19 protein-coding genes, 1 other RNA gene and 1 pseudogene are annotated in these 20,328 nt (G+C 58.0%); 11 read left to right on the forward strand and 10 right to left on the reverse strand.

Features of this window, described 5'->3' with window-relative positions; translation table 11 throughout:
* Positions 1-88 precede the first annotated feature (88 nt).
* Positions 89-874: a vWA domain-containing protein gene (locus AC33YF_RS05565; protein WP_491776212.1), complete on the reverse strand. Its 786-nt coding sequence runs from the start codon at positions 872-874 to the stop codon at positions 89-91.
* A 268-nt stretch (positions 875-1,142) separates the two neighbouring features.
* Between AC33YF_RS05565 and AC33YF_RS05570 the strand changes: the two genes are divergently transcribed.
* On the forward strand, positions 1,143-1,829 hold the full coding sequence (locus tag AC33YF_RS05570) for a TetR/AcrR family transcriptional regulator (protein ID WP_491776213.1): 687 nt from the start codon (positions 1,143-1,145) through the stop codon (positions 1,827-1,829).
* Here AC33YF_RS05570 and AC33YF_RS05575 read toward each other — a convergent pair.
* On the reverse strand, positions 1,826-2,635 hold the full coding sequence (locus AC33YF_RS05575; RefSeq protein ID WP_491776214.1) for a glycoside hydrolase family 25 protein: 810 nt from the start codon (positions 2,633-2,635) through the stop codon (positions 1,826-1,828). The two genes, AC33YF_RS05570 and AC33YF_RS05575, sit on opposite strands and share 4 nt — an antisense overlap.
* 236 nt (positions 2,636-2,871) lie before the next feature.
* Between AC33YF_RS05575 and AC33YF_RS05580 the strand changes: the two genes are divergently transcribed.
* Both AC33YF_RS05580 and AC33YF_RS05585 read left to right on the forward strand, forming a co-directional pair.
* On the forward strand, positions 2,872-3,246 hold the full coding sequence (locus tag AC33YF_RS05580) for a DUF2852 domain-containing protein (protein WP_491776215.1): 375 nt from the start codon (positions 2,872-2,874) through the stop codon (positions 3,244-3,246).
* A gap of 171 nt (positions 3,247-3,417) precedes the next feature.
* Complete coding sequence (locus AC33YF_RS05585; protein ID WP_491776216.1) at positions 3,418-3,813, forward strand: hypothetical protein; 396 nt, start codon at positions 3,418-3,420, stop codon at positions 3,811-3,813.
* Positions 3,814-3,819: 6 nt separating this feature from the next.
* On the opposite strand, the gene AC33YF_RS05590 is transcribed toward AC33YF_RS05585, so the two are convergent.
* The 3 genes from AC33YF_RS05590 to AC33YF_RS05600 form a co-directional block, all read right to left on the reverse strand.
* Positions 3,820-5,004: an FAD-dependent monooxygenase gene (locus AC33YF_RS05590; protein ID WP_491776217.1), complete on the reverse strand. Its 1,185-nt coding sequence runs from the start codon at positions 5,002-5,004 to the stop codon at positions 3,820-3,822.
* An 83-nt stretch (positions 5,005-5,087) separates the two neighbouring features.
* Positions 5,088-8,717, reverse strand: a complete 3,630-nt coding sequence (locus AC33YF_RS05595) for a hydantoinase B/oxoprolinase family protein (RefSeq protein WP_491776218.1) — start codon at positions 8,715-8,717, stop codon at positions 5,088-5,090.
* A gap of 19 nt (positions 8,718-8,736) precedes the next feature.
* Positions 8,737-9,267: a gamma carbonic anhydrase family protein gene (locus tag AC33YF_RS05600; RefSeq protein WP_491776230.1), complete on the reverse strand. Its 531-nt coding sequence runs from the start codon at positions 9,265-9,267 to the stop codon at positions 8,737-8,739.
* A 158-nt stretch (positions 9,268-9,425) separates the two neighbouring features.
* Here AC33YF_RS05600 and AC33YF_RS05605 point away from each other — a divergent pair, with 158 nt between their 5' ends.
* The 3 genes from AC33YF_RS05605 (at position 9,426) to AC33YF_RS05615 (ending at position 11,437) form a co-directional block, all read left to right on the forward strand.
* Positions 9,426-9,728, forward strand: coding sequence for a hypothetical protein (locus AC33YF_RS05605; protein ID WP_491776219.1), 303 nt, complete (start codon positions 9,426-9,428; stop codon positions 9,726-9,728).
* A gap of 104 nt (positions 9,729-9,832) precedes the next feature.
* Positions 9,833-10,564, forward strand: coding sequence for a TerB family tellurite resistance protein (locus AC33YF_RS05610; RefSeq protein WP_491776231.1), 732 nt, complete (start codon positions 9,833-9,835; stop codon positions 10,562-10,564).
* Positions 10,565-10,672: 108 nt separating this feature from the next.
* Positions 10,673-11,437 carry an N-acetylmuramoyl-L-alanine amidase gene (locus tag AC33YF_RS05615; RefSeq protein WP_491776220.1) on the forward strand — a complete coding sequence of 255 codons (765 nt, stop codon included), beginning with the start codon at positions 10,673-10,675 and terminating at the stop codon, positions 11,435-11,437.
* Positions 11,438-11,544: 107 nt separating this feature from the next.
* Here AC33YF_RS05615 and AC33YF_RS05620 read toward each other — a convergent pair whose 3' ends face one another.
* The 3 genes from AC33YF_RS05620 to AC33YF_RS05630 all read right to left on the reverse strand — a co-directional run bounded on the left by AC33YF_RS05620 (position 11,545) and on the right by AC33YF_RS05630 (position 14,001).
* The gene (locus AC33YF_RS05620; protein ID WP_491776221.1) at positions 11,545-11,817 is read right to left on the reverse strand and encodes a hypothetical protein; all 273 of its coding nucleotides are present in this window, start codon (positions 11,815-11,817) and stop codon (positions 11,545-11,547) included.
* Between the two features lie 268 nt (positions 11,818-12,085).
* Positions 12,086-13,153 carry a hypothetical protein gene (locus AC33YF_RS05625; protein ID WP_491776222.1) on the reverse strand — a complete coding sequence of 356 codons (1,068 nt, stop codon included), beginning with the start codon at positions 13,151-13,153 and terminating at the stop codon, positions 12,086-12,088.
* Positions 13,154-13,281: 128 nt separating this feature from the next.
* Positions 13,282-14,001 (reverse strand): Crp/Fnr family transcriptional regulator, encoded by a 720-nt coding sequence (locus AC33YF_RS05630; protein ID WP_491776223.1) that lies wholly within the window; start codon positions 13,999-14,001, stop codon positions 13,282-13,284.
* A 234-nt stretch (positions 14,002-14,235) separates the two neighbouring features.
* Between AC33YF_RS05630 and rnpB the strand changes: the two genes are divergently transcribed.
* Positions 14,236-14,646, forward strand: an RNA gene (rnpB, locus tag AC33YF_RS05635) — RNase P RNA component class A.
* A 168-nt stretch (positions 14,647-14,814) separates the two neighbouring features.
* Here the strand turns inward: rnpB and AC33YF_RS05640 are convergent.
* Positions 14,815-15,024: pseudogene (locus AC33YF_RS05640) on the reverse strand (hypothetical protein); the annotation flags it as partial.
* Between the two features lie 97 nt (positions 15,025-15,121).
* Complete coding sequence (locus AC33YF_RS05645; protein WP_491776224.1) at positions 15,122-16,087, reverse strand: alpha/beta fold hydrolase; 966 nt, start codon at positions 16,085-16,087, stop codon at positions 15,122-15,124.
* Positions 16,088-16,519: 432 nt separating this feature from the next.
* Between AC33YF_RS05645 and mraZ the strand changes: the two genes are divergently transcribed.
* The 4 genes from mraZ to AC33YF_RS05665 are packed head-to-tail and all read left to right on the forward strand — an operon-like array spanning position 16,520 to position 20,150.
* Positions 16,520-17,002, forward strand: a complete 483-nt coding sequence (gene mraZ, locus AC33YF_RS05650) for a division/cell wall cluster transcriptional repressor MraZ (RefSeq protein ID WP_491776225.1) — start codon at positions 16,520-16,522, stop codon at positions 17,000-17,002.
* Complete coding sequence (gene rsmH, locus AC33YF_RS05655) at positions 16,999-18,036, forward strand: 16S rRNA (cytosine(1402)-N(4))-methyltransferase RsmH (RefSeq protein WP_491776226.1); 1,038 nt, start codon at positions 16,999-17,001, stop codon at positions 18,034-18,036. Before mraZ ends, rsmH begins: the two co-directional genes overlap by 4 nt.
* Positions 18,037-18,080: 44 nt before the next feature.
* Positions 18,081-18,437, forward strand: a complete 357-nt coding sequence (gene ftsL / locus AC33YF_RS05660) for a cell division protein FtsL (protein ID WP_491776227.1) — start codon at positions 18,081-18,083, stop codon at positions 18,435-18,437.
* 12 nt (positions 18,438-18,449) lie between these two features.
* The gene (locus AC33YF_RS05665; RefSeq protein ID WP_491776228.1) at positions 18,450-20,150 is read left to right on the forward strand and encodes a peptidoglycan D,D-transpeptidase FtsI family protein; all 1,701 of its coding nucleotides are present in this window, start codon (positions 18,450-18,452) and stop codon (positions 20,148-20,150) included.
* Positions 20,151-20,328 lie beyond the last annotated feature (178 nt).

The raw sequence follows: 20,328 nt of genomic DNA on the forward strand, positions 1-20,328 counted from the left end.
CCGACAATCTGCGGTGCACGCTGAATAAGGTGTGGAAAAATCTGCTGCAGATTCCTCGGTCGACCCAAAGAGCAGGGCGCAATGCGCCTTAGCGAACGGAGTCGAATGAGGGCGGGGCCTGCGAAATCATGGGGCAGTCCAACGTCTTTTCAAGGGCATCGGCAAGTTCCTGCTCGCTATTGGCCTTGATTAGCAGCCCGTTGTTCTGTTCTGCGAGGCACATCACGTCCACGATACTTTGGGTTCCTGTCCAGGAGTAACCTGCGTAACGGAATGCGATCACATGGACAGTCAGCTGTGCAGCGTTGTCATGAAGCTGCTTGGCTAACTCGCACGGTGCCCGACCGCACGTTTCCTCGCCGTCCGTCACAACGACAATCACGCCAGGCGTGTTGCGGTAGTCGAGCGCTTCAGCCGCTTGTTCGACCCCTGACGTCAGCGGTGTTTTGCCCGCGGGAATGATTCGGTTGACCGCGCGCATAATTTTCTTAGCGGCGTTTGCTGTTGGCTTCATGGCGAGGGACACGTTGCATTGATTGTAGGGGCCTGGACCGTATGTCACGAGACCAACCCGGCGGTAGCGCGTTGCGCTCGGGAGCACTTGCCGCAAGGCCCAGCGTACTTCGTCAATGCGAGGCTTAGAATTCGGAATACCGAGTTCCTGGTTTCCCGACATGGACCCCGATGCATCGAACACGATCATGGCGTCATCAGTGCAGGGCGCCTTCGACTCACTCTCGGGCTCGGCATTCTCTGCTTTTGCGACAAAGAGAGAACCGCCGACGAAAACCGACCCAACTAAGATGGATAACGCGAGGCCTGAGATGAACAAATTCCGCCAGTGCCTCAGTCGCTCGTCGCCACGATCTTGCATTTTTGCCGCGTCCCCTAGGGAATTTTCTTACAAGATTAGCCCAAGTCGCGTTTCCGCGGAATGGCAGAAAATCTGGGGACTCAACGAGGCTGCCCAGTGTCTAATGCCGCGGGCTGACGATCGACATCGCGCGAGCAGCAAAGAGTTGTCAGCATGCTTCGGCTACCGGACCAGGCCATCTTCGGCATCTCACCTTCAGCGGGCAACCGCTGCAGGATTGAGTAGGGCACCTAGCGGAGCGGGCGTCTTTAATGTAATAGCCGTTTACATGAAGACTTCCGGCCGCCGCTGGCATCGGCGCTCATACCATCACGGCAATCTCAAAGAGGTGCTATTGGAAGCTGCGCGCACGCTCATTGAACAGCACGGCGCCTTCGGCTTCAGCCTCGCGGAGGCCGCGCGGCTCGCGGGCGTGAGCCCCGCAGCACCCTATCGGCATTTCCGGGACAGGGACGCACTGCTGGCCGAAGTGGCGCGCAGCGGTTTTGAGCGATTTGCTGCGCGTCTCGATGCGGCCTGGAACAATGGTATCCCGACGCCGCTTTCGGCTTTTGAGGCCTTGGGTCGCGCGTATCTCGCTTTTGCGCGCGAAGAGCCGGCGAGTTACGCGGTCATGTTCGAGACAGGCGTGTCGGAGGCACAAGGCACGGAAGCGATTCAAGCAGCAGCAGCATCGCCTGCCGCGGAAAAAGCCTTCAACGTACTTCAGCAAGCCGCCGCCGCGCTCTGCCGGCAATTGCCAGAGAATGAGCGCCCGCCGCTGAAGCTCGTGGCCATGCACATTTGGACGATGTCTCATGGCATCGCCTCGCTGTTCATCCAGGAGGGCAGCGTTGCGAGGAAGGTGCCGCTCTCCCCGGAAGAGGTGCTAGAGAGCGGCATGCTCATTTACTTGAAAGGGCTTGGGGTCTTGCCGGAGGTGCCCGGTGAAGAAACGGCCTCAGGGGAGTCCTAACGGCTGGCCGTGCGCGACTGTTGACCCGCACTTCCGCGACTCGCTTCAAGCCATCTCAAGACGAGATTCCAGTCCGACCGCGACCCGTTATAGATGTTGCGGTCGCAATTACCGGAAACGCCGGGGACGTGCCCTGTCGCGGTGAATTGCCAGAAGGCCCATTTCCGGCCGGGATACCTCACATGCGGTTCGGCGGCGACCGAACGCAGCCAGAAATGATAGTCCTCGAACTGCCCCACGAGGATGTCCTTATGAAATCGCGGATCCGTGTAGATGATTGGCCGCTTGCCGGTGTGCCGCTCCATGGCCTCGAGAATGATCTCGATTTTCTTCAGAGCGCGGCCGCGAGAGATCTTTTTGGGGCAAGTCTTTGAGTCGGGATGCCACTCGAGATCGAGAACCGGGGGTAGAGCATCGGGATCATTTGGCACGTTCCGGATGAACCAATCGGCCTGTTCCGAGGCGGGACGGCACCAATAAATGAAGTGATAGGCGCCTCGTGCAATGCCGGCACGTTTGGCCGCCTCCCAGTTCTGGCGGAACTTCGGATCGAGATGGTCGCCACCCTCGGTCGCTTTGATGAAAGCGAATTCGATGCCCGCTTGGCGGACCCGGCGCCAATCGATATCGCCCTGCCAGTAGGAGACGTCGATTCCTTGGATCGGCATGGAATGTGCGCGTTTCACGCCATGATGCGGTTTGTGGTCGTTCAGCGTGCGGGCGATGGCAGGACCTCCACACAAAAGGCCAACGGCGACGGTGGCCGCCATGCCCAGACTGATGAATTGGCGAGACGCAATACGCATAGTGGTGCCCCCAAGAACGCGCGATAACCGTATAATTTTCGGCGAATTTGCGGGGAACTCTCGGCTCTTGCGGTTAATTTTGTCTTGGCCTGTGAAGCGCTATGAGTCGTTTCCAGGGGACCCGAAACCGCCCAATCGCAGACCAAAAACCAGGGGAGGGGCCGTTGAACGGCTTGCAACGAGGCCCCATATATGTGAATGTAAATAACATTCACTTGCGCCCTGAAAGGAACCCGATGCAGCTAGTTGCGACCCTTGACGATTACGGAAAGCCCGCGTGGTTCGCCGCGATGATCCTCGGCTTTATCGTTTGGTGGCCAATCGGTCTTGGTGTTTTGGCTTATTTGATCTGGAGTGGACGAATGGGATGCGGAAATAAGACGGCTTGGCGCTCGTACTTCAAGGAAGAGGCGCAGCGGTTCCAAAGCGGCTTTGGCTCGAGCGGCAATCGTGCGTTCGACGCCTATCGCGAGGAGACCCTGAAGCGTCTCGAGGACGAGGCTGAAGAGTTTCAGGCGTTTCTGAAGCGACTTCGTGATGCCAAGGACAAAGCGGAATTCGACCAGTTCATGGCCGAGCGGAAGCAGGTTCAGCCGGTTCAGCCAAGCTAGACACAATCTTCTCCTATGAACGAATGCGATGAGGCGCGGGGCCCCGCCCCGCGTCTTACTTATTTGTAAGCCGTGGAGGCTTTCCTTCGCCGATGCGCTTTGTAGTATGCAGCTCAACGCGTCGAAGTATGAGGCGTGCACCAGAACCCAATACGCTTAAGGTAGCAAACAATGAATTTTGCAGTTGACCGTCGTCTTACTTTTCTTGTTGCTAGTTTGGGGCTTTTCGCCTGCGCAACGAGCGTTCAGGCCACTGAGCTTGAGGACCTCGCCAAGAATCCTCAGAACTATTTGGAGCAGCAAGTTGAGATGAAGGCGAGCTGCATCAAAGGCGGTCGGTCCGGCGATGTTCTGGGCTATGAGTGCACCACAAAGAATGGTGTCTATCTGAATGCAGACGATATCACGCCGGAAGAAGCCAAGACCAAGCTGGCGAACGAGTGTGCCGAGGGCGAATGCGAGGTCACTGTGGCGTTCGAGCCCTATTCGTATTCGACATCGGGGGTCGTTGAGCCAAACAAAGACGTTGTCATCTTCAATTCGAAAACCGCGAAGGTAAGCTTCTAAAGAGCGTCAGTCCTCATCGCTTTCCAGGATGCTCTTTGACCCAAACGCGCCCATTGTTAACGGCAGAAGGAGCGGGTTGAAGACGGTCTTCGTCACGAGCTTTCGCACCCAAGGCTTCGACTGCGTCGTGGGAATGAAGATCTTTGCGAACGCGGCAGCGTCTTCTTGCCGTCTGGCAATCTCCGGCTTCATCATCGCTTCGTAGGCAGCGAAAGCGGCAGAATGGTTTCCGTCATAGCGCCTAAGCTCTTGAGCGAGCAGATACGCGCCCGCCATGGCCATATGCGAGCCCTGCCCAGCCAGTAGAGACAGGCAACCACAAGCATCGCCCAGCAGCGTGACCCGCCCTCTCGACCACCGCGGTATGGCAATCTGTGTGAGTGTGTCGAAGTAGAGGGGGGCTTTCCCCTTGTAAGCTTCGAGTAGCGCCTCGGCGATCCACCCAGCGCCCTTGAAAGCACGCCGGACGAATGACAGCTGGTGGTCAGGCGGTACGTCTACTTCGTCGAGCCGAAACACGAACGTGGCGTCGAGCGAGCGTTCGCTAAGGGGATAATAGAAAGCCACGCGGTTCGGTTCTTCATGGATCTGCGCCGTGCGACGGAAGGGGAGATCGTGGTCTTCGACGTGGAAAGCCGCGACATAGGCGCCAAGAAAGCGCGCAAACTGACTCTCGTCTCCAAACATGACCTGCCGAATGCCCGAATGCACGCCGTCGGCCCCGAACACAAGCGCATACTCGCCGGTGCTACTGTCGTCGAACATCACGTCGACATGGGTCACTCGTTCTCTGAGGTCGGTGACTTCAGTTCCGAACCGCACTTCGACTCCGAGAGCTTTTGCGCGTTCATAGAGGATGCGCAAGAGATCGGGCCGACGAACATAGACATACTTGCCGTTCAGCGCGCGCTTCATTCGCTTGATCGGTACGGATGTATATGGCTTGCCCTCAGAATTCACGAACTGCAGTTTGTCGATGGGATAGCGCAGTGCGCGGAGCTTGTCGACGAGACCCATACGGTCCGCGACATCCCAGCCCGAACCATAGAAGTCCATCATGTAGCCCTGGTCCGGTAGTTCTGGGCTTTGCTCTACGACGACGGGATCTTCGCCGTATTCCTTGAGACAAATGGCGAGAGTGAGCCCTGCGATTCCCGCACCGGAGATTAGTGGCCTTCCGTCAATCGCCATTCAATTTTGCCCTTCGCGCGACCATACTTCGCCGAATTGTTGCTGGCTTCCGCGCACAAGTGTTGCGCTGTACTTCAAGGTGTCTATGAGGAGCCGTCAGCGGATGGCTTACCATAACCGCCCCCGGTCGGCGTTCGGATAATCAACGTATCGCCATCTGCGAGTGTGGTTTGATCGGAACCATGCAGTTGCTCAAGAGTTCCCGTGTGCCGGCGCACCCAGTTCTCCCCAATTCGACCCGGTGCGCCGCCATCTGTCCCAAAAGGCTGCCTGATGCGAAAGCCTGACAGAACCGCACAGTCCATCTCTTCCAAGAATCTCAGCATACGAACCGTACCGTCGCCTGCGCGCCAACGGCCAGCGCCGCCCGAGCCTCGTTCGATTTCGAAACGCTCCAGCAACACGGGATAGCGCAACTCCAAGACCTCTGGATCCGTTAGCCGCGAGTTCGTCATATGAGTTTGCACCGCGGCGGCACCGTCAAACCCTGGCCCCGCTGGGGCGCCCGAGCAGATCGTCTCATAATACTGAACCCTTTCGTTTCCGAATGTGAGGTTGTTCATCGTCCCTTGCGCCGAACCAAGAACGCCCAGGGCGCCATAAAGGCAATTCACAATTGTCTGGCTTGTCTCGACATTCCCGCCTGCAACCGGTGCCGGATAGCGTGGTTTGAGAAAAGATTCTTCCGGCAAGACAATATCAATATGGCGCAGGCAGCCTGCGTTCAATGGAATGTCTTCGTCGACGAGGGTACGGAACACATAAAGTACGCAGGCCCGTGTGATCGGCTCTGGAGCGTTGAACGTTGTTTCTGTTTGTTTGCTCGTTCCAGTAAAATCGACCGTTGCCCTATGCCTTTTGCGATCGATCCTGATAGCGACTTCGATGCGGCTACCTTGGTCTGTGTCGAGTGCGAATTGCGAGTCTTGCAGGATTCCAATGACTTTGCGCACCGCCTCCGCTGCATTGTCCTGCACATGTCCCATATAGGCTGCGACGGTGGGGAGCCCGTATTGGCGCACCATTTTGCGTAACTCGACCACACCTTTCTCGTTGGCTGCGACCTGCGCTTTGAGGTCGGCGATATTCTGCTCGATGTTCCGTGCAGGATAGGGTGCGTCGGCGAAGAGGCGCCGCGCCGCGTCTTCTTGAAAGCGCCCGCCGCTGACAAGTCGGAACGGGTCGATATAGATGCCTTCTTCCTCGATCGTTGCCGCATTTGGACTCATCGAGCCAGGCGCGATGCCTCCCACATCTGCATGGTGGCCGCGCGCGGCAACAAAGAAGAGAATCTTCTTGCCTCGTTCATCGAAGACCGGCGTTACGACAGTGATGTCAGGGAGATGTGTTCCGCCGTTGTATGGCGCGTTCAGCATCCAAACATCGCCGGGACGAAGCTCGGAACCGACTTCCCGTACAATTGTTTCAACGCTTTTGTCCATCGAACCAAGATGAACCGGGATATGAGGCGCGTTTGCGATTAGCGCGCCGCTCGCATCGAAAATGGCGCAGGAGAAGTCTAATCGCTCCTTTATGTTGACCGAGCGCGCCGTGTTTTGCAGCGCATAGCCCATCTGCTCGGCAATCGAGACGAAGAGGCTGTTGAACACTTCGAGCATAACTGGGTCGGCCTCGACACCGATCTTTTCGTGCACCCGCCTGCGGCGCGCTCGCGTCAGGAGGACATCGTTCTTCGATGTCACTGAGGCACGCCACTCGGGTTCGACAACAACCGTTTGATGATCCTCGATGAGCAGAGCGGGGCCGTCGAGCGCAGCACCAGACATCAGATTGGCTCGGCGATAGACAGGAACGTTGTACCAGCTGCCATGGGTGAACATATCAGCGTGGGTATCCGGCTCGGGTTCATACAGATCCACAGATCCTTGCGAATTCATTCCAGTCGTGGGCGCGCCACCGCCAATAGCCTCGACCTCCACCGCTTCGATTTCGATTTCTTTTTCTGGACTAATGAACCCAAAACGCTGTTGGTGTGCGGCCTCGAAGTTTTCGCGCATCTCAGTCAGCGATGCCGTGGGTATCCGCAGCGAGCTATCGGTGCCTTCGTAGCGCAGATGCGCTTGTTTAGCGATGGCGTCAGCTTGAACGCCTTGCGACGAGAGTTCACTACGCGCTTCGTGCTCTAAGGGTGCACAAATCTCGGCGAGTTTGCCTAAGCCATCATTGTCGAGCAGCGCGAGAACCGCATGGGTGCGGGTCGCCCGCACACTTGCCAGACCCATGCCATAGGCAGACAGAACGCCCGACAGCGGATGGAGCAAGACACTATCGATCGCCAGCGCGTCCGCCACGAGACAGGCATGCTGCCCACCAGCTCCGCCGAAACAGTTGAGGACGTATCCGGCGAGATCGTAGCCGCGCTGCACAGAGATCGTCTTGATAGCATTGGCCATATTGGCAACGGCAATCTTGATGAAGCCCTCTGCGATTTCTTCGGGTTGGCGCGCATCATTCAGTCGCCGCGCAAGCCCGTGAAACGCCTTTACGACAGCGCGCCGATCGAGGGGCTGGTCTTGGTCTGGGCCGAAAATGTGCGGGAACAGGTCAGGCTGGAGCTTGCCTGTCATGACGTTCGCATCCGTCACGGTGAGCGGTCCGCCGCGGCGGTAGGCGCACGGTCCAGGATCCGCACCTGCCGAATCGGGTCCCACGCGGAAACGGGATTCGTCTTGATGCAGGATCGATCCGCCGCCGGCGGCAACCGTGTGAATAAGCATCATCGGTGAGCGAACGCGGGCACCTGCCACCACACTTTCGAATGTGCGTTCCAACGCACCATTGTAGTGGCACACATCCGTGGATGTGCCTCCCATGTCGAAACCGATGACATCGGGGAAGCCTGCTGCCCGTGCGGTCTCTACCGCGCCAATCACGCCACCCGCCGGACCGGACAGTATCGCGTCCTTGCCACGGAAGAGGTGCGCCGAAGTAAGCCCGCCAGAGGACTGCATAAACAGCAGCCTTGTTCCATCTTTGGCAGACGTTTTCTCGCCACCCGTTGAGAGTGCAGTCGCGACGCGGTCCACATAACGTCTGAGCAGCGGAGACAGATACGCATCCACGACCGTCGTATCGCCTCGGCCAACAAACTTTACAAGCGGGCTGACTTCGTGGCTGACGGAAACTTGATGAAAACCCAGTTCGTGCGCAAGGACCGCCGCCTCGCGCTCGTGGTCCGGATATGCATAGGCGTGCATGAACACAATCGCGACGGCGTCGATTCCCTCTTGATGGGCGTCCTCAAAAACCTCACGCAGTGCTTCACGATCCAGCGGTAGCTCGACCGAACCGTCGGCGCAGATGCGCTCTGGCACCTCCACAACCCGCTCATAGAGCATTGACGGCTTAAGGATGTGCCGCGCAAAAATCTTTGGCCGCGCCTGATAGCCGATTTCCAGAGCATCACGAAAACCGTTGCTGACAATGAGGAGAACGCGATCGCCCTTGCGCTCAAGAAGTGCGTTCGTAGCCACCGTCGTCCCCATGCGCACGGTCTCCACTTGCTGAGACGGTAGGGGCACATCCCGGGGCACGCCCACGAGATCGGCGATCCCAGCGATAGCGGCATCCTCGTAGGACTCTGGATTCTCCGAGAGCAATTTTGTGGTTACAAGCGTGCCATCAGGCTTGCGCCCGACGATGTCCGTGAACGTGCCGCCGCGGTCGATGAAGAACTGCCACTTGCCGTTCATGCTGCGAGTTTGCTGTCTGTCACGAGATCCGCTTCAATCCGGCCGAATATTGCTTCCAGCGGCGGACATAGACGTCCGCTCCCCGCGCGATCATGGCGCGCGTCTTGTCATCCACCTCACGCACGGCCTTGGCGGGCGATCCGATGATCATGGAATTGTCGGGGAATTCCTTGCCTTCGGTGATGAGGGCCCCGGCGCCCACGAGACAGTTGGACCCGATTTTGGCGCCGTTGAGGACAATCGCGCCCATGCCGACCAGCGAGTTGTCGCCGATCGAACAGCCGTGAAGGACCACATTGTGCCCGATGACACAGTCTTGTCCGATAGTCAGCGGAAGGCCGGGATCCGTATGGAGGGTGGAGTTGTCCTGAACCTGCGAGCGCGTGCCGATCTCGATCCACTCATTGTCACCGCGCAGAACTGAGCCATACCAAACACTCGCCTCGGATTTCAGCCGCACCTTGCCCGTGACAATGGCCGTTTCGGCGACCCAAAAAAGCCCGTCCTCCGGAAATTCGGGTGCCTGTCCATCGAGCTCATAGACCGCCATCTTCGCTCCTTTCGCCACTTGGTTGCCGTGGATACAATCCTGAAGCAGCCTTGTCATGCATGATCAGGCAGGCGGGGCGCTCGAAGCCCTTGTAACTCTGGGATCACCCCGGTAAGGAACAGTGCCCGGAATAGCTTCCCTTAGGTTTGAACGAGCTGATGAGCACCAAAGATACGAAAAAGGGCGGAAATCTGCTGTCGATTTTTATCGTTTCCAGCTGCGCCGCCATCGTGATGGCTGGGGGGTCTGCGATTATCCTCCAAGCCCTCATTCTGGCGGCAGCCAACCTTTTCGAACTAGGATCGACATTTGTCTGGGTGGCGAGCGGCGCAAATGCGCTTTTGGCACTGTGGTTCGCCGTCTGGACGTTTGTCAGGTCGTGGCATGTCGAGCGGCGCCTCGGAGCTGGTCTAGAGGTTGATGAGCCGAAGATTTCGATTCTGGCCAATCTTAAGGGATAGCAGGACACACTGAGCGCGGCATCGGCGCGCTACGGGTATGAATATTCCATGCGGTAGGACCGAATTTACCGTATGGTTCAACAGGATCCAGAGTCTCAAGGGGGATCAGAATGTCGGTTTGGGGAAAGCTCGCGGGTGCAGCGGCAGGTCTGGCGGTCGGAGGGCCGATTGGCGCTTTGGTCGGCGGTGTTGCCGGACACTATGTGATTGACCGCGATGGCGAAGAGGGCGGCGCTGGCGACGGCGAAGATCAGGTTGCCTTTACCGTGGGTGTTATTGCGCTCGGCGCCAAGATGGCCAAAGCCGACGGTGTCGTCACGATGGACGAAGTCAACGCCTTCAAGGAAGTCTTCAAGGTCCCCGACGGTGAAATGAAGAATGTTGCGCGCGTGTTCAACCTCGCTAAGCAAGAGGTCTCCGGCTACGAGGCTTATGCGGACCAACTCGCAGGGATGTTCAAGGGCAACCGGAAGCTACTTGAGGACGTGCTCGACGGCTTGTTCCACATTGCGAAAGCCGACGACGAGTTTGATCCAAGTGAAGAAGAGTTCCTTCACCAGGTCGCCAAGCGTTTCGGCTTTACCGACACGGAGTTCGGCTACATCAAAGCCAGGCACGTTATTGCCTCAAAGCGTAATCCTTACGAGGTGCTCGAGGTACAGCCGACCATCTCCAATGATGATCTGAAGGCCCAGTACCGCAAGCTGATCGCGGACAATCACCCCGACAAGCTAATCGCCCGTGGTGTGCCGGAAGAGTTCATTGCGATTGCCACCGACAAGGTCGCGGCAATAAACGATGCCTATCAGCAGGTTGCAAAGGAGCGTGGGCTCTAAGTCCGCGCCTTTCGTCGTTTTTCTGCGTCAGCTCATTGGATTTGCCGTTTGAACCTGCGTCGCCTCGAGGCGCCCGCCAAGGGCGCGTCGCAAGTTGGATAAGGTCGCATGACAGCTGCTCCGGATAGTAAGCTCGCCACGCATTGGGTCCCATCTCCTAATTTCGATCAAAGGCGGGACGCAAGAGAGCCGGACATGCTGATCGTCCATTACACCGGGATGGAGACGTGTGTTGGTGCTCGCGACTGGCTCACATCGGAAGAATCCAAGGTCTCCGCGCACTATCTTATCGACGAAGATGGGACGATCACGCAGATGGTGCCGGAGTCGGAGCGAGCGTGGCACGCAGGACAGAGCTATTGGGCTGGTGAGACCGATCTCAACTCCGCTTCCATCGGCATCGAGATCCACAATCCCGGCCACGACTTCGACTATCCGCCGTTTCCCGATGCGCAAATGCAGGCGGTCGAGGCCCTCTGCAAAGATATTCTCGGACGACGTGTCATCCCTGCCGCACGCGTGTTGGCTCACTCAGATATCGCGCCAGGTCGCAAGCGCGACCCCGGCGAACGCTTCGATTGGGCAAGGCTTGCGCGTGCCGGGATCGGCCTCTGGGTCGAGCCGATTGCAGCAAGCGCCGACGCGGGACTAGGGCTCGGCGACGAGAGCGCTGCCGTGGCCGAACTCCAGAGCGACCTTGTTGACTTCGGATATGGCGTCGAGGCCACTTCGACATACGGTCGTGGTACCGAGATCGTTGTGGAGGCCTTCCAGCGCCATTTTCGGCCGGAGCGGGTCGACGGACGGGCTGATAGGTCGACATGCGAGACGTTGAAGAATCTGCTCTCGGTCCGCGCGAGTACGGCTGCCTAGTTACTGCGAAACAGACTGCCACTTTTCCCAAAGACATAAAAAAGGCTCGCCCGGGATTGGGCGAGCCTTGAAGCTCGTGTTATCGAGCGCGCTAAGCGCTCCGAGGACTACTGATTGTCGTTGTAGAAGCTCGCGGCCTTTTTGACGTTGCCTTCCGCGTCTTCCATGAACTTCTCTTTGGCGGACTGCTTGCTGAAGCAGTAGACCTTGCCGTCAATTTTCTCCATGACCGAGCAATCGGTGTACTTCTTGACGCCCTGAGTCAGGCCAAAGGCGCAGTTGTTGCCAAACTCACCGGCAGCGCCAGCAGCGAGGGCACCGGTAACAGGGGCAGTGATCATTGCACCGGTAACTGCGGCTGCGAGAACAACCTTCTTCATACTATTTTTCCTCCAAGACTTTTGGATAGGTGACTTTCGAGTGCGCGGCCCATTTGGACAACGACCTGCCATTCAATCGTTAGAAAAGGACGCCGCGTCAATGGACAATCGACATACCAGGAGACTAAACCGCCGGGAGTTTGACCGGTACTGGCGGAGACCATCGCGACTGCGCGATCTTTTTTGGGAACCGTCGTGAGACGGCACTGCCTCCATGAAGGGAGACTGAAACTTTAAGTGACTTGTGCTGTCGCGTGGGCTCGCTTGACTATAGCGTCTCTTCGAAATCCATGCCTTCGAACGTGTAGCGATCAATCTGGGTCCAGATGCCGTCTTCTTGGACGGGAACCTTATGGACTTTCACATTGCCGACTTTCAGCTTGCCGTCCTTCTCGTCGACCCAGAAGTCGAGATCGTAGTACTCGTCCTTGCTGCCGGGTTTGCGAAAGTCGGTGCACGCAAAATACTTCCCTTCACCCATGAGCCGCCGAACCGGCCGATGCATCTCAACGAACTGCAGCTTGAGGTCTTCTCCGGTCTTCTCGTCTTTGACCGTGATATTCCCGTCCTCGTCCTTGTTTTGGAGGATGTAGTCGTGAATAGCGGCCATCACGTGCCAAGCGCGCGCGCCCTCGATGCTGCCGGGATGCTCTTGCACGGGCAACCACCACCACGCAACAGGCAGACGCGTAATCATGAAGTACCCATCGCCGTCACGCTTTGGGCCCTTCTGAACACGAATATCTTGAAGTGTTAGCTGCTGTCCGTCGGGCTTGAACCAGAAGTCGATAGCGTACTGTTTCTTTGGCTCTTCGACATCGTTGAAAATGACATTGGCGAACCAGCCATAGCCTTCCATTCCGCGAACGATCTTTATCTGATCGAATGTCAGTCGAAGGTCGGCGGCGAGCTTAGGATCATGAAACACGAATGCACCGCCTTCTGAGCGTTCATCGATGACCTCCTGAACGCGGGCGTTCACATCCTCCTCCGTGAAAACCTTCTCGCCTGATGCAGCCTTGGCTTGTTGTTGCTCAAGGAACTTCTTCGCACGGGCGAGGTTGGCCTTCGGGTCTTTCAGAAAAGCGGATTTCGAGTTCTCACTTGAGAAGCAATAGACCTTGCCGTCTTCGGCTGTCCAACTCACCGAACAGTCGGTCTTTACCACCTGTCCGTCTGCCATGCCCATTGCGCAACTCTCGTCGAACTCGGCTCCGGCACCTCCGTGATCGTCCATGGCGAGTGCTGCGGAAGCGGGCGTCAGCGCCAGCATGCCGGTCAACAGTGCAGCCGCCGTAAGCTGGCGGATCGGCTGTTCCGATATCATGTTTGTCATCGTCGTGGGTCCTTGGGCGTTCTTCTCGTTGGCAGCTTGTCTTGCTGATTATTGTTAGATTCTCTCTGTTTACATTCCTAGTTTGCCCTCACGGGCGTTGTCTGTGACCTGAGTTACGCTGTATGGGCTCATGCCTGAGAGCCTGATCTCAACGCGGGGCGGGGAAGGGCGGCTTCGCCCGAGCCGTAGCCTGCGAGCGCGTCTCGGTCCAAGACCTCAATCGAGCCTCGCGATGAACGAACCCAGCCCAAGCGCTCCCATTCTGAGATGTAGCGGCTGATGACCTCGCGCACGCTTCCCAGATCTAAGGCCAACTGTTGGTGTGTCTTGGCGACCACATTTGAGTTTTCGGTTTCTGACACAAGACGTCGTGCCAGTCGGAGGTCCAGGCTTGCAAAGGCCACTTCGTCCACAAGCATGATCAAGCTCGACAACAGGTCCCCGTAATTCGTCAGAACGTAGTTGCGGAACTTCGGCGACGACGACATGAGCCTGTGAAAGACGTCGACGGGTATGGCTGCGAGCAAAGCGTCGGCCTGCGCATTGCTCTCCGCGGGGAAGGGGTTGCCGGCAATCAAGCAGGATGTTGTCAGGACGCAAGTCTCACCCGCACCGACTTGGTACAGCATAATCTCACGGCCAGACTCTGACGTCTTGAAGACCCGGGTTTGCCCTTCGATGCACATCAAATAGTTCTGGCAAGGCTGACCCTGGTAGTAGGCCGTGTCACCTCGGCGGAGCCGTTCGAATTGGGCAACCTCGAACAGTGTCTCTTTCGTTTCTGGCTCAAGCTCTGCCAGTTCCGGAAACACTGTGAGCCAGCGTGCGAGCAAAACCTGATTTGTCATTGCTTGTCGTGCTCTTCCCCAGGGTCGTCACTCCGTTCCGCGAACGGCGGAAATCCCGTGTTCCGTCCCAGTGCGGCAGTTTGACGCGAGCATATGGGAACAATGGTAGCTGAGGGATCAAAATGCCGTGACGAGTTCGGGAGGCGTAAGGATAGCCCATATGCCGGCTCGTTGGCGTAGCCCGCAGTCCCCGGCTCTTGACGAAAACCTTGAAATCCCCCTTATCTCAATATGTCAGCAGGCCGGATGGCTGCTCCTTGAAGCTCAGGGAGAGGAAAGTCCGGGCTCCATGGAAGCACGGTGCCGGATAACGTCCGGCGAGGGCGACCTCAGGGAAAGTGCCACAGAAAGCAAACCGCCGTTGGTCGGCTGCAGAGTCCGACAGGGGTAAGGGTGAAAGGGTGCGGTAAGAGCGCACCGCGCCTTTGGCAACAAAGGCGGCAAGGCAAACCCCACCGGGAGCAAGACCGAATAGGGGCCGCTCGGTCGGCGCATCGCCTAACGGCGATGAAGCGACCAGGTCTGTTTCCAGACCCGCGGCCCGGGTTGGTTGCACGAGGCGCCTTGCAAAAGGCGCCCCAGATGAATGGCCATCACCTTGCGTTAAGCGAGGCACAGAACCCGGCTTATAGGCCTGGTGGCAGTTTAGGACCGGCGTGAGGGAAACCCCCTCGCGCCGGTCTCCCGTTTGGCCCGTAGAAATCCCAGATGAGCGAACGGCCGGCGGTGGGCGCGCGCCGGCCGTTCTGTAAGAAGCGCCGCGAGGCAGGGCGCTCCAGCTTGTTTAAGTGGCGACTCGCGTCCCCCTGTTTTTTACGCCGCGTCTGCTTGAGCCAAGTCAAAACGATCGGCATTCACGACCTTTGCCCAAGCCGCCACAAAGTCTTTGACGAACTTCTCCGCGGCGTCGTCTTGCGCGTATAGCTCCGAGTAAGCGCGCAGGATAGAATTCGATCCGAAGACCAGATCCATGCGTGTTGCGGTCCACTTGACCTCGTCGGTCTCGCGGTCTCGGATCTCGCAAATGCCGTCATCCGTCGGTTTTCACGCCGAGGCGCGCTGACAGTAGCGGTGTCGCAAGACAGCTTCGCGTCAGCGGCGCGAGAAAGACTTGGTTGCTTCAGCGTTTGATGAAGTCTTGGATGAGCCGAAGCGTCGCTTCGGGCTGCTCTTCCTGAGGCATGTGTCCACACTGACTGATGATCTCCAGCCGTGAGGTCGGCATGTTACGTCGGAGCTCTAGCCCAATGTCGAGCGGGACGATTTTGTCGTTGTCGCACCAAGCGATAAGCGTCGGCTGGGTGATGGTCGGATAGCGCTGCGAAATTTCCGCCAGGCCTTGGGGCACGATTTGGCGCGCGCTTTGGATCACCGCGTGTTTCCCGGCGATCGTCCGCAAGGGGGCCGCGTATGTGTCGACCGTCTCCTGGCCGATTTTGCTGTCGTCGAAATAAGCGAGCCTGAGCGCGACGCGAGCCTGCATTTCGGGCGGCACCATACGGACGCCGAGATGTGACATGAGAGGCAAGTCCATCATCTTGAACGCGACGGGGATATTCTGCGGGTAGGCTATTGTGTCGAGCAGCACGAGCTTGGCGATGCGCCCTTTCAAACGTGCGTCCTCGTCGAGCGCCAGCATCAGGGAAATGCCGCCCCCGTAGGAATGTCCAATTAAGGTTAAGTTGTTGAGGTCCTTCTCAAGGATCAGCTGTTTAATGAGCTGGGCCTGATCGAAAATTGAGTAGTGCTCGTCGAGGGGCTTGTCGGATTGTCCGAAGCCTTTCAGATCGACGGCAATGACCTTGTTTTTCTCGGCGAGCGCCGGCGCAATGCGCCGCCAAGTAAACGTGCTTGAGCCGAAGCCGTGAATTAAGAGGATTGGAGAGCCTGTGCCTCTGGTCTCGTAAAACAATCTAACCGGCGCTTCTGGCGGTCCGAGCCGCGCGAAGGCGGTACCTTGGGCCATCGTCGAACTGGCTGCACCTTGCACTGACAGGACACCCGCCACTAGCAGGTAGCTGGCCAACGCCGCCAGACCAAGAAATCGGTGAAGCGTTAGCGCCAATTCGAACCTCGCCATCCTCATTTATGGCTTCCCTCGACTGACCAGTAGGCGTCTCAAATGCGCCTCAGTTATGGCCGGGAAGAGCCGGCCCCCAGGGATATCTCGTCCCACCGAACGCGGGCTCTATGCATCAATGTCTATCGCGCTTTGCACCAAGCCACCAAGGAGACTCGCGGTCGTCAAGAAATTGGCAATCCGGATCTGCGCTCAATTCCCATGAGAAAGCGCTAGTTCCCGAGCATTTCCATTGACGCCCATGATATCCCATGTTATCCCATAATGGCCCGTTCGGTGAGTGGGGTGGAGGAAGCAGGCAGCGCTTCCTTTGAGGCCACGGGGGGATCCGCGCCGCTTTCTCCACCCATTTTCCGAATTTGCGGAAGGCGAGCGCCGAAGCGCAGTTGTTTCAGTTCCGTGTTCATTCAGTAGGCTTCGTAGCGCGTGAGGGGGGAGATGGATCAGTTTGTCTCGTCATTCACGAATAGGATCGACGCCAAGGGCCGAGTCTCGGTCCCCGCACCTTACCGTTCGGTTCTCGCCAAAGACGGACTCGAAGGCATTTATTGCTATCCATCGCTTGATGCGCCTGCGCTCGACGCCGGCGGCCAGCGCCTCGTCCATAAGATCAATTCTCTCGTTGAAGACCTCGCGCCGTACTCCGATGAGCGCGATCAACTCGCCACGGCTCTCTTCGGTACATCCGAAATTCTCTCAATCGATCAAGACGGTCGTACGATTCTCCCCGAGCGCCTGCGTCAACACGCCGGCATCACCAGCCACATCACGTTTGTGGGGTTGGGGGAGAAATTTCAGCTCTGGGAGCCGAAACGTTTTGAAGAGCATTTGGCGGAGGCGCGGGACAAGGTTCGCGATCTCCGCAAGTTACTCGGCGCGGGGCGCCGCGGAAGCGGCGGTGCAGAGGGAGTACGGGAATGATGACGGACCGCGGCAGACCTTCGTCTGTCGCTGGCGGACTGGTCCGTCACATTCCCGTATTGCTCTCAGAGGTCCTAACGGCGCTTAAGCCAAAATCTGGTGAGATCATTATTGACGGCACGTTCGGTGCGGGGGGCTATTCGAAAGCCATCCTCTCAGCCGCCGATTGCCGCGTCCTCGCTATCGATCGCGATCCAGAGGCTCTCGCCAGCTCTGAAGAACTCGCGTCTGATTTTCCCGGCCGCTTCGACGCTGTGCTAGGGCGCTACAGCGAGATGGAAAGCCTAGCCACTGCGAATGGTATAGATACGGTCGATGGCGTTGTGCTCGATATCGGCGTGTCATCTATGCAGCTCGATCAGCCAAAGCGTGGCTTCTCCTTTGCGAAGGACGGTCCTCTCGATATGCGGATGGGTGCGGAGGGGCTTTCGGCAGCCGATATTGTCAATAATTTTGACGAAGCACAGATTGCAGAGATCCTTTTTGTTTTTGGCGAAGAGCGCCGTTCGCGCGCGATTGCGAGGGCTCTTGTCAAAGCGCGCTCGGCGGCTGCGATCACACGGACAAGTCAGCTGGCAGAGATCGTCTCTGGCGTTCTGGGGCGCACCCGCGACGAAGCCAAACACCCTGCCACCCGAACTTTTCAGGCGCTTCGATTGTATGTGAACGGGGAGTTGGAGGAGCTCGCAGGCGGCCTTAGCGCTGCAGAGCGTGTTCTGGCTCCCGGCGGGCGACTTGTAGTGGTCACGTTTCATTCTCTCGAAGAGAGGATTGTTAAGCGTTTCTTTACGCGATGTGCCACGCCGCCAAAAGAAGGGTCCCGGCATCTACCGGAACGAAAGCGCGAAGAATTTTTGCCAAGCTTCCAGCTTCTTAACCGTCGTCCAGTAGAACCGAGCGAGGACGAGGTCCGAAGCAACCCCCGAGCGCGCTCCGCCAGGCTTAGAGCCGGAGTGCGGACGGATGCTCCGGCCCTAGATTTCGACTTCGCCGGGCTAGGGGTGCCCGAGCTGCGCCAGACGAAGGGCGCTTGAGATTTGTATTGAGGGACGCGCCTTCGCTTGGGCGCGGTTGTGTGATGCTGCGTTTTGTCAATATCTCCATGATTCTAGGCCTCGTCGTCCTTGCCACGGTGATCTACCAGGTCAAATACGAGGCTCGGAGTTTGGACGAAAAGATCGTCAAGCTTCAACGGCAGATCGAGGCTGAACGTGACTCACTGGCCGTCGCGCGGGCGGAATGGAGCCTTTTGAACCGGCCCGAACGTATCGAGCGTCTTGCAGAGAAGTACCTTGAACTCCAGCCGGCTCATCCGCAGCAGATCGTCGTCGTGGGCGAAGTAACGGAGACGGACTTCGAGCGAGTCCGATCGTTGGCACAGACCGCGAAGACAGGAGACACCCCAACAGCAAGTTTCAGACCGGGCGCTCACTAGGTACGGATCGGGATGCTTCAGCACGAAAACCAAGCTCCGGATCCAACTGCCGTTCGCGCGGCGCGCGCTTACCACGCGCGCTGCCGCATGCGATTCCGCCTCGCATGCCTGGGCTTTGCCTTGGCGTTTGTCTTGATCGGTGGTCGGCTCGTATCGCTCGGACTTGCGGAAAAGGGGCCAGGACGGGGTGGTTCCTATGACATCTCAACCACGATCCATCGTCCGGACATTCTGGACAGGAATGGTGAATTGCTCGCGACGGATATTCGGGGCGCGACGCTCTTCGCCGATCCAAAGCGCATTCTCGATGCCGATGAAGTTGTCACCGGCATTGTAAGCGTTCTGCCGAAAACAAATGAGGCTCGGTTGCGAAAGCAGCTCGCGAGGCCAAGTCGTTTCGTACGAATAGCGCGTGAACTAACGCCTTTCCAACAGCAGCAGGTCCATGACCTCGGGTTTCCGGGCCTCGGCTTCATCCAAGAGTACCGTCGCTTCTATCCGGTTGGAGCGACTGCCAGTCATGTTGTGGGCCTCGTCGATGTCGACAATCGCGGTCTTGCCGGCATCGAGAAGTACATCGACAACAACCCGCAGCTAACAATGATGAATCCGCAAACTGAAACTGGCGGGGAAACCGTGGCTGTCTCTCTCGACGTTGGCGTACAGCACGTTCTGAGAGAAGAGCTTGTGAACGCGATATCTTTGTACAAGGCAAAGGCAGCGTCGGGCCTCGTTATGGATGTCCATACTGGTGAGATTGTCGCTCTTGCATCTTTGCCTGACTTCGACCCTCACCGCCGTCAGGAAGCGCTCGACAAGAATAGAATCAACCGCATCGGCTTCGGTGTCTACGAGTTGGGTTCGATCTTCAAGGCCTTCACGGTCGCCGGAGTCCTGGATTCCGGTTTGGCAAATTTGAACTCTGTATACGACGCAACAAGCCCCATCTATTTCGGTCGATTTTCGATTAACGACTTCCATGGCAAGCGTCGACCGCTCACCGTCGCTGAGTCTTTCATCTACTCCTCGAACATCGCATCGGCGAAAATGGCGATGCATATGGGCGTTCCGGCACACCGGGCCTTCCTCAAAAAGCTCGGGTTCCTCGATCCAGTTCTTACCGAACTCGGTCCCAGTGCGGCTCCCATCGTTCCAAAGAATTGGAAGAAGCTGAATACGATGACGATCGCCTTCGGGCACGGGCTGTCGGTGACGCCTCTTCAGCTTGCAACCGCGACATTGCCGCTCGTGAACGGTGGCCACGCAATTCCGCCAACCTTCCTGCCCCGCACCCGCGAGGAAGCCATGACCGTCTCGACCCGCGTGGTATCGGCGGAGACGAGCGCAGCGGTGGTGAAGCTTATGCGAGAGAACGTCTTGCGAGGCTCGGGGAAACGGGCAGACGCGGAGGGCTACCGTGTCGGTGGCAAAACGGGTACGGCGGAGAAAGTCGTCAACGGGCGCTACGCGCGACACTCGCTGCTGAACAGTTTTCTTTCGGTATTCCCGACGGACGATCCTCAATATGTCGTCCTCGTGACGCTGGATGAGCCCCAGCGCGTTGAAGCCACCAACTGGGTTTCGACAGCCGGACGGAATGCCGCTCCGACTGTAGGTAAGGTTGTGGCTCGGATCGCACCAATACTTGGGGTGCAGCCCAGGCTCGGCGAGACGGCATCGCGGTTTGACGGCACGTCATCTGCGACCTATTAGAAGGCAAACGAGCCGTAGAACCTCTGGGCACGGTTTTGAGTTTCTTCAACGATGTGAGCCGGTTACGGGCAGTCGCACATGACCCTCGGTGAATTGTTAGGCCCGGAGGCCACGCTGAGCTCGGCGGTTGCGGCGATTCCGATCGCAGGCATCGCCTCCGACAGCCGGCAAGTGAAGC

The sequence above is a fragment of the Methyloceanibacter sp. genome (assembly GCF_058506495.1).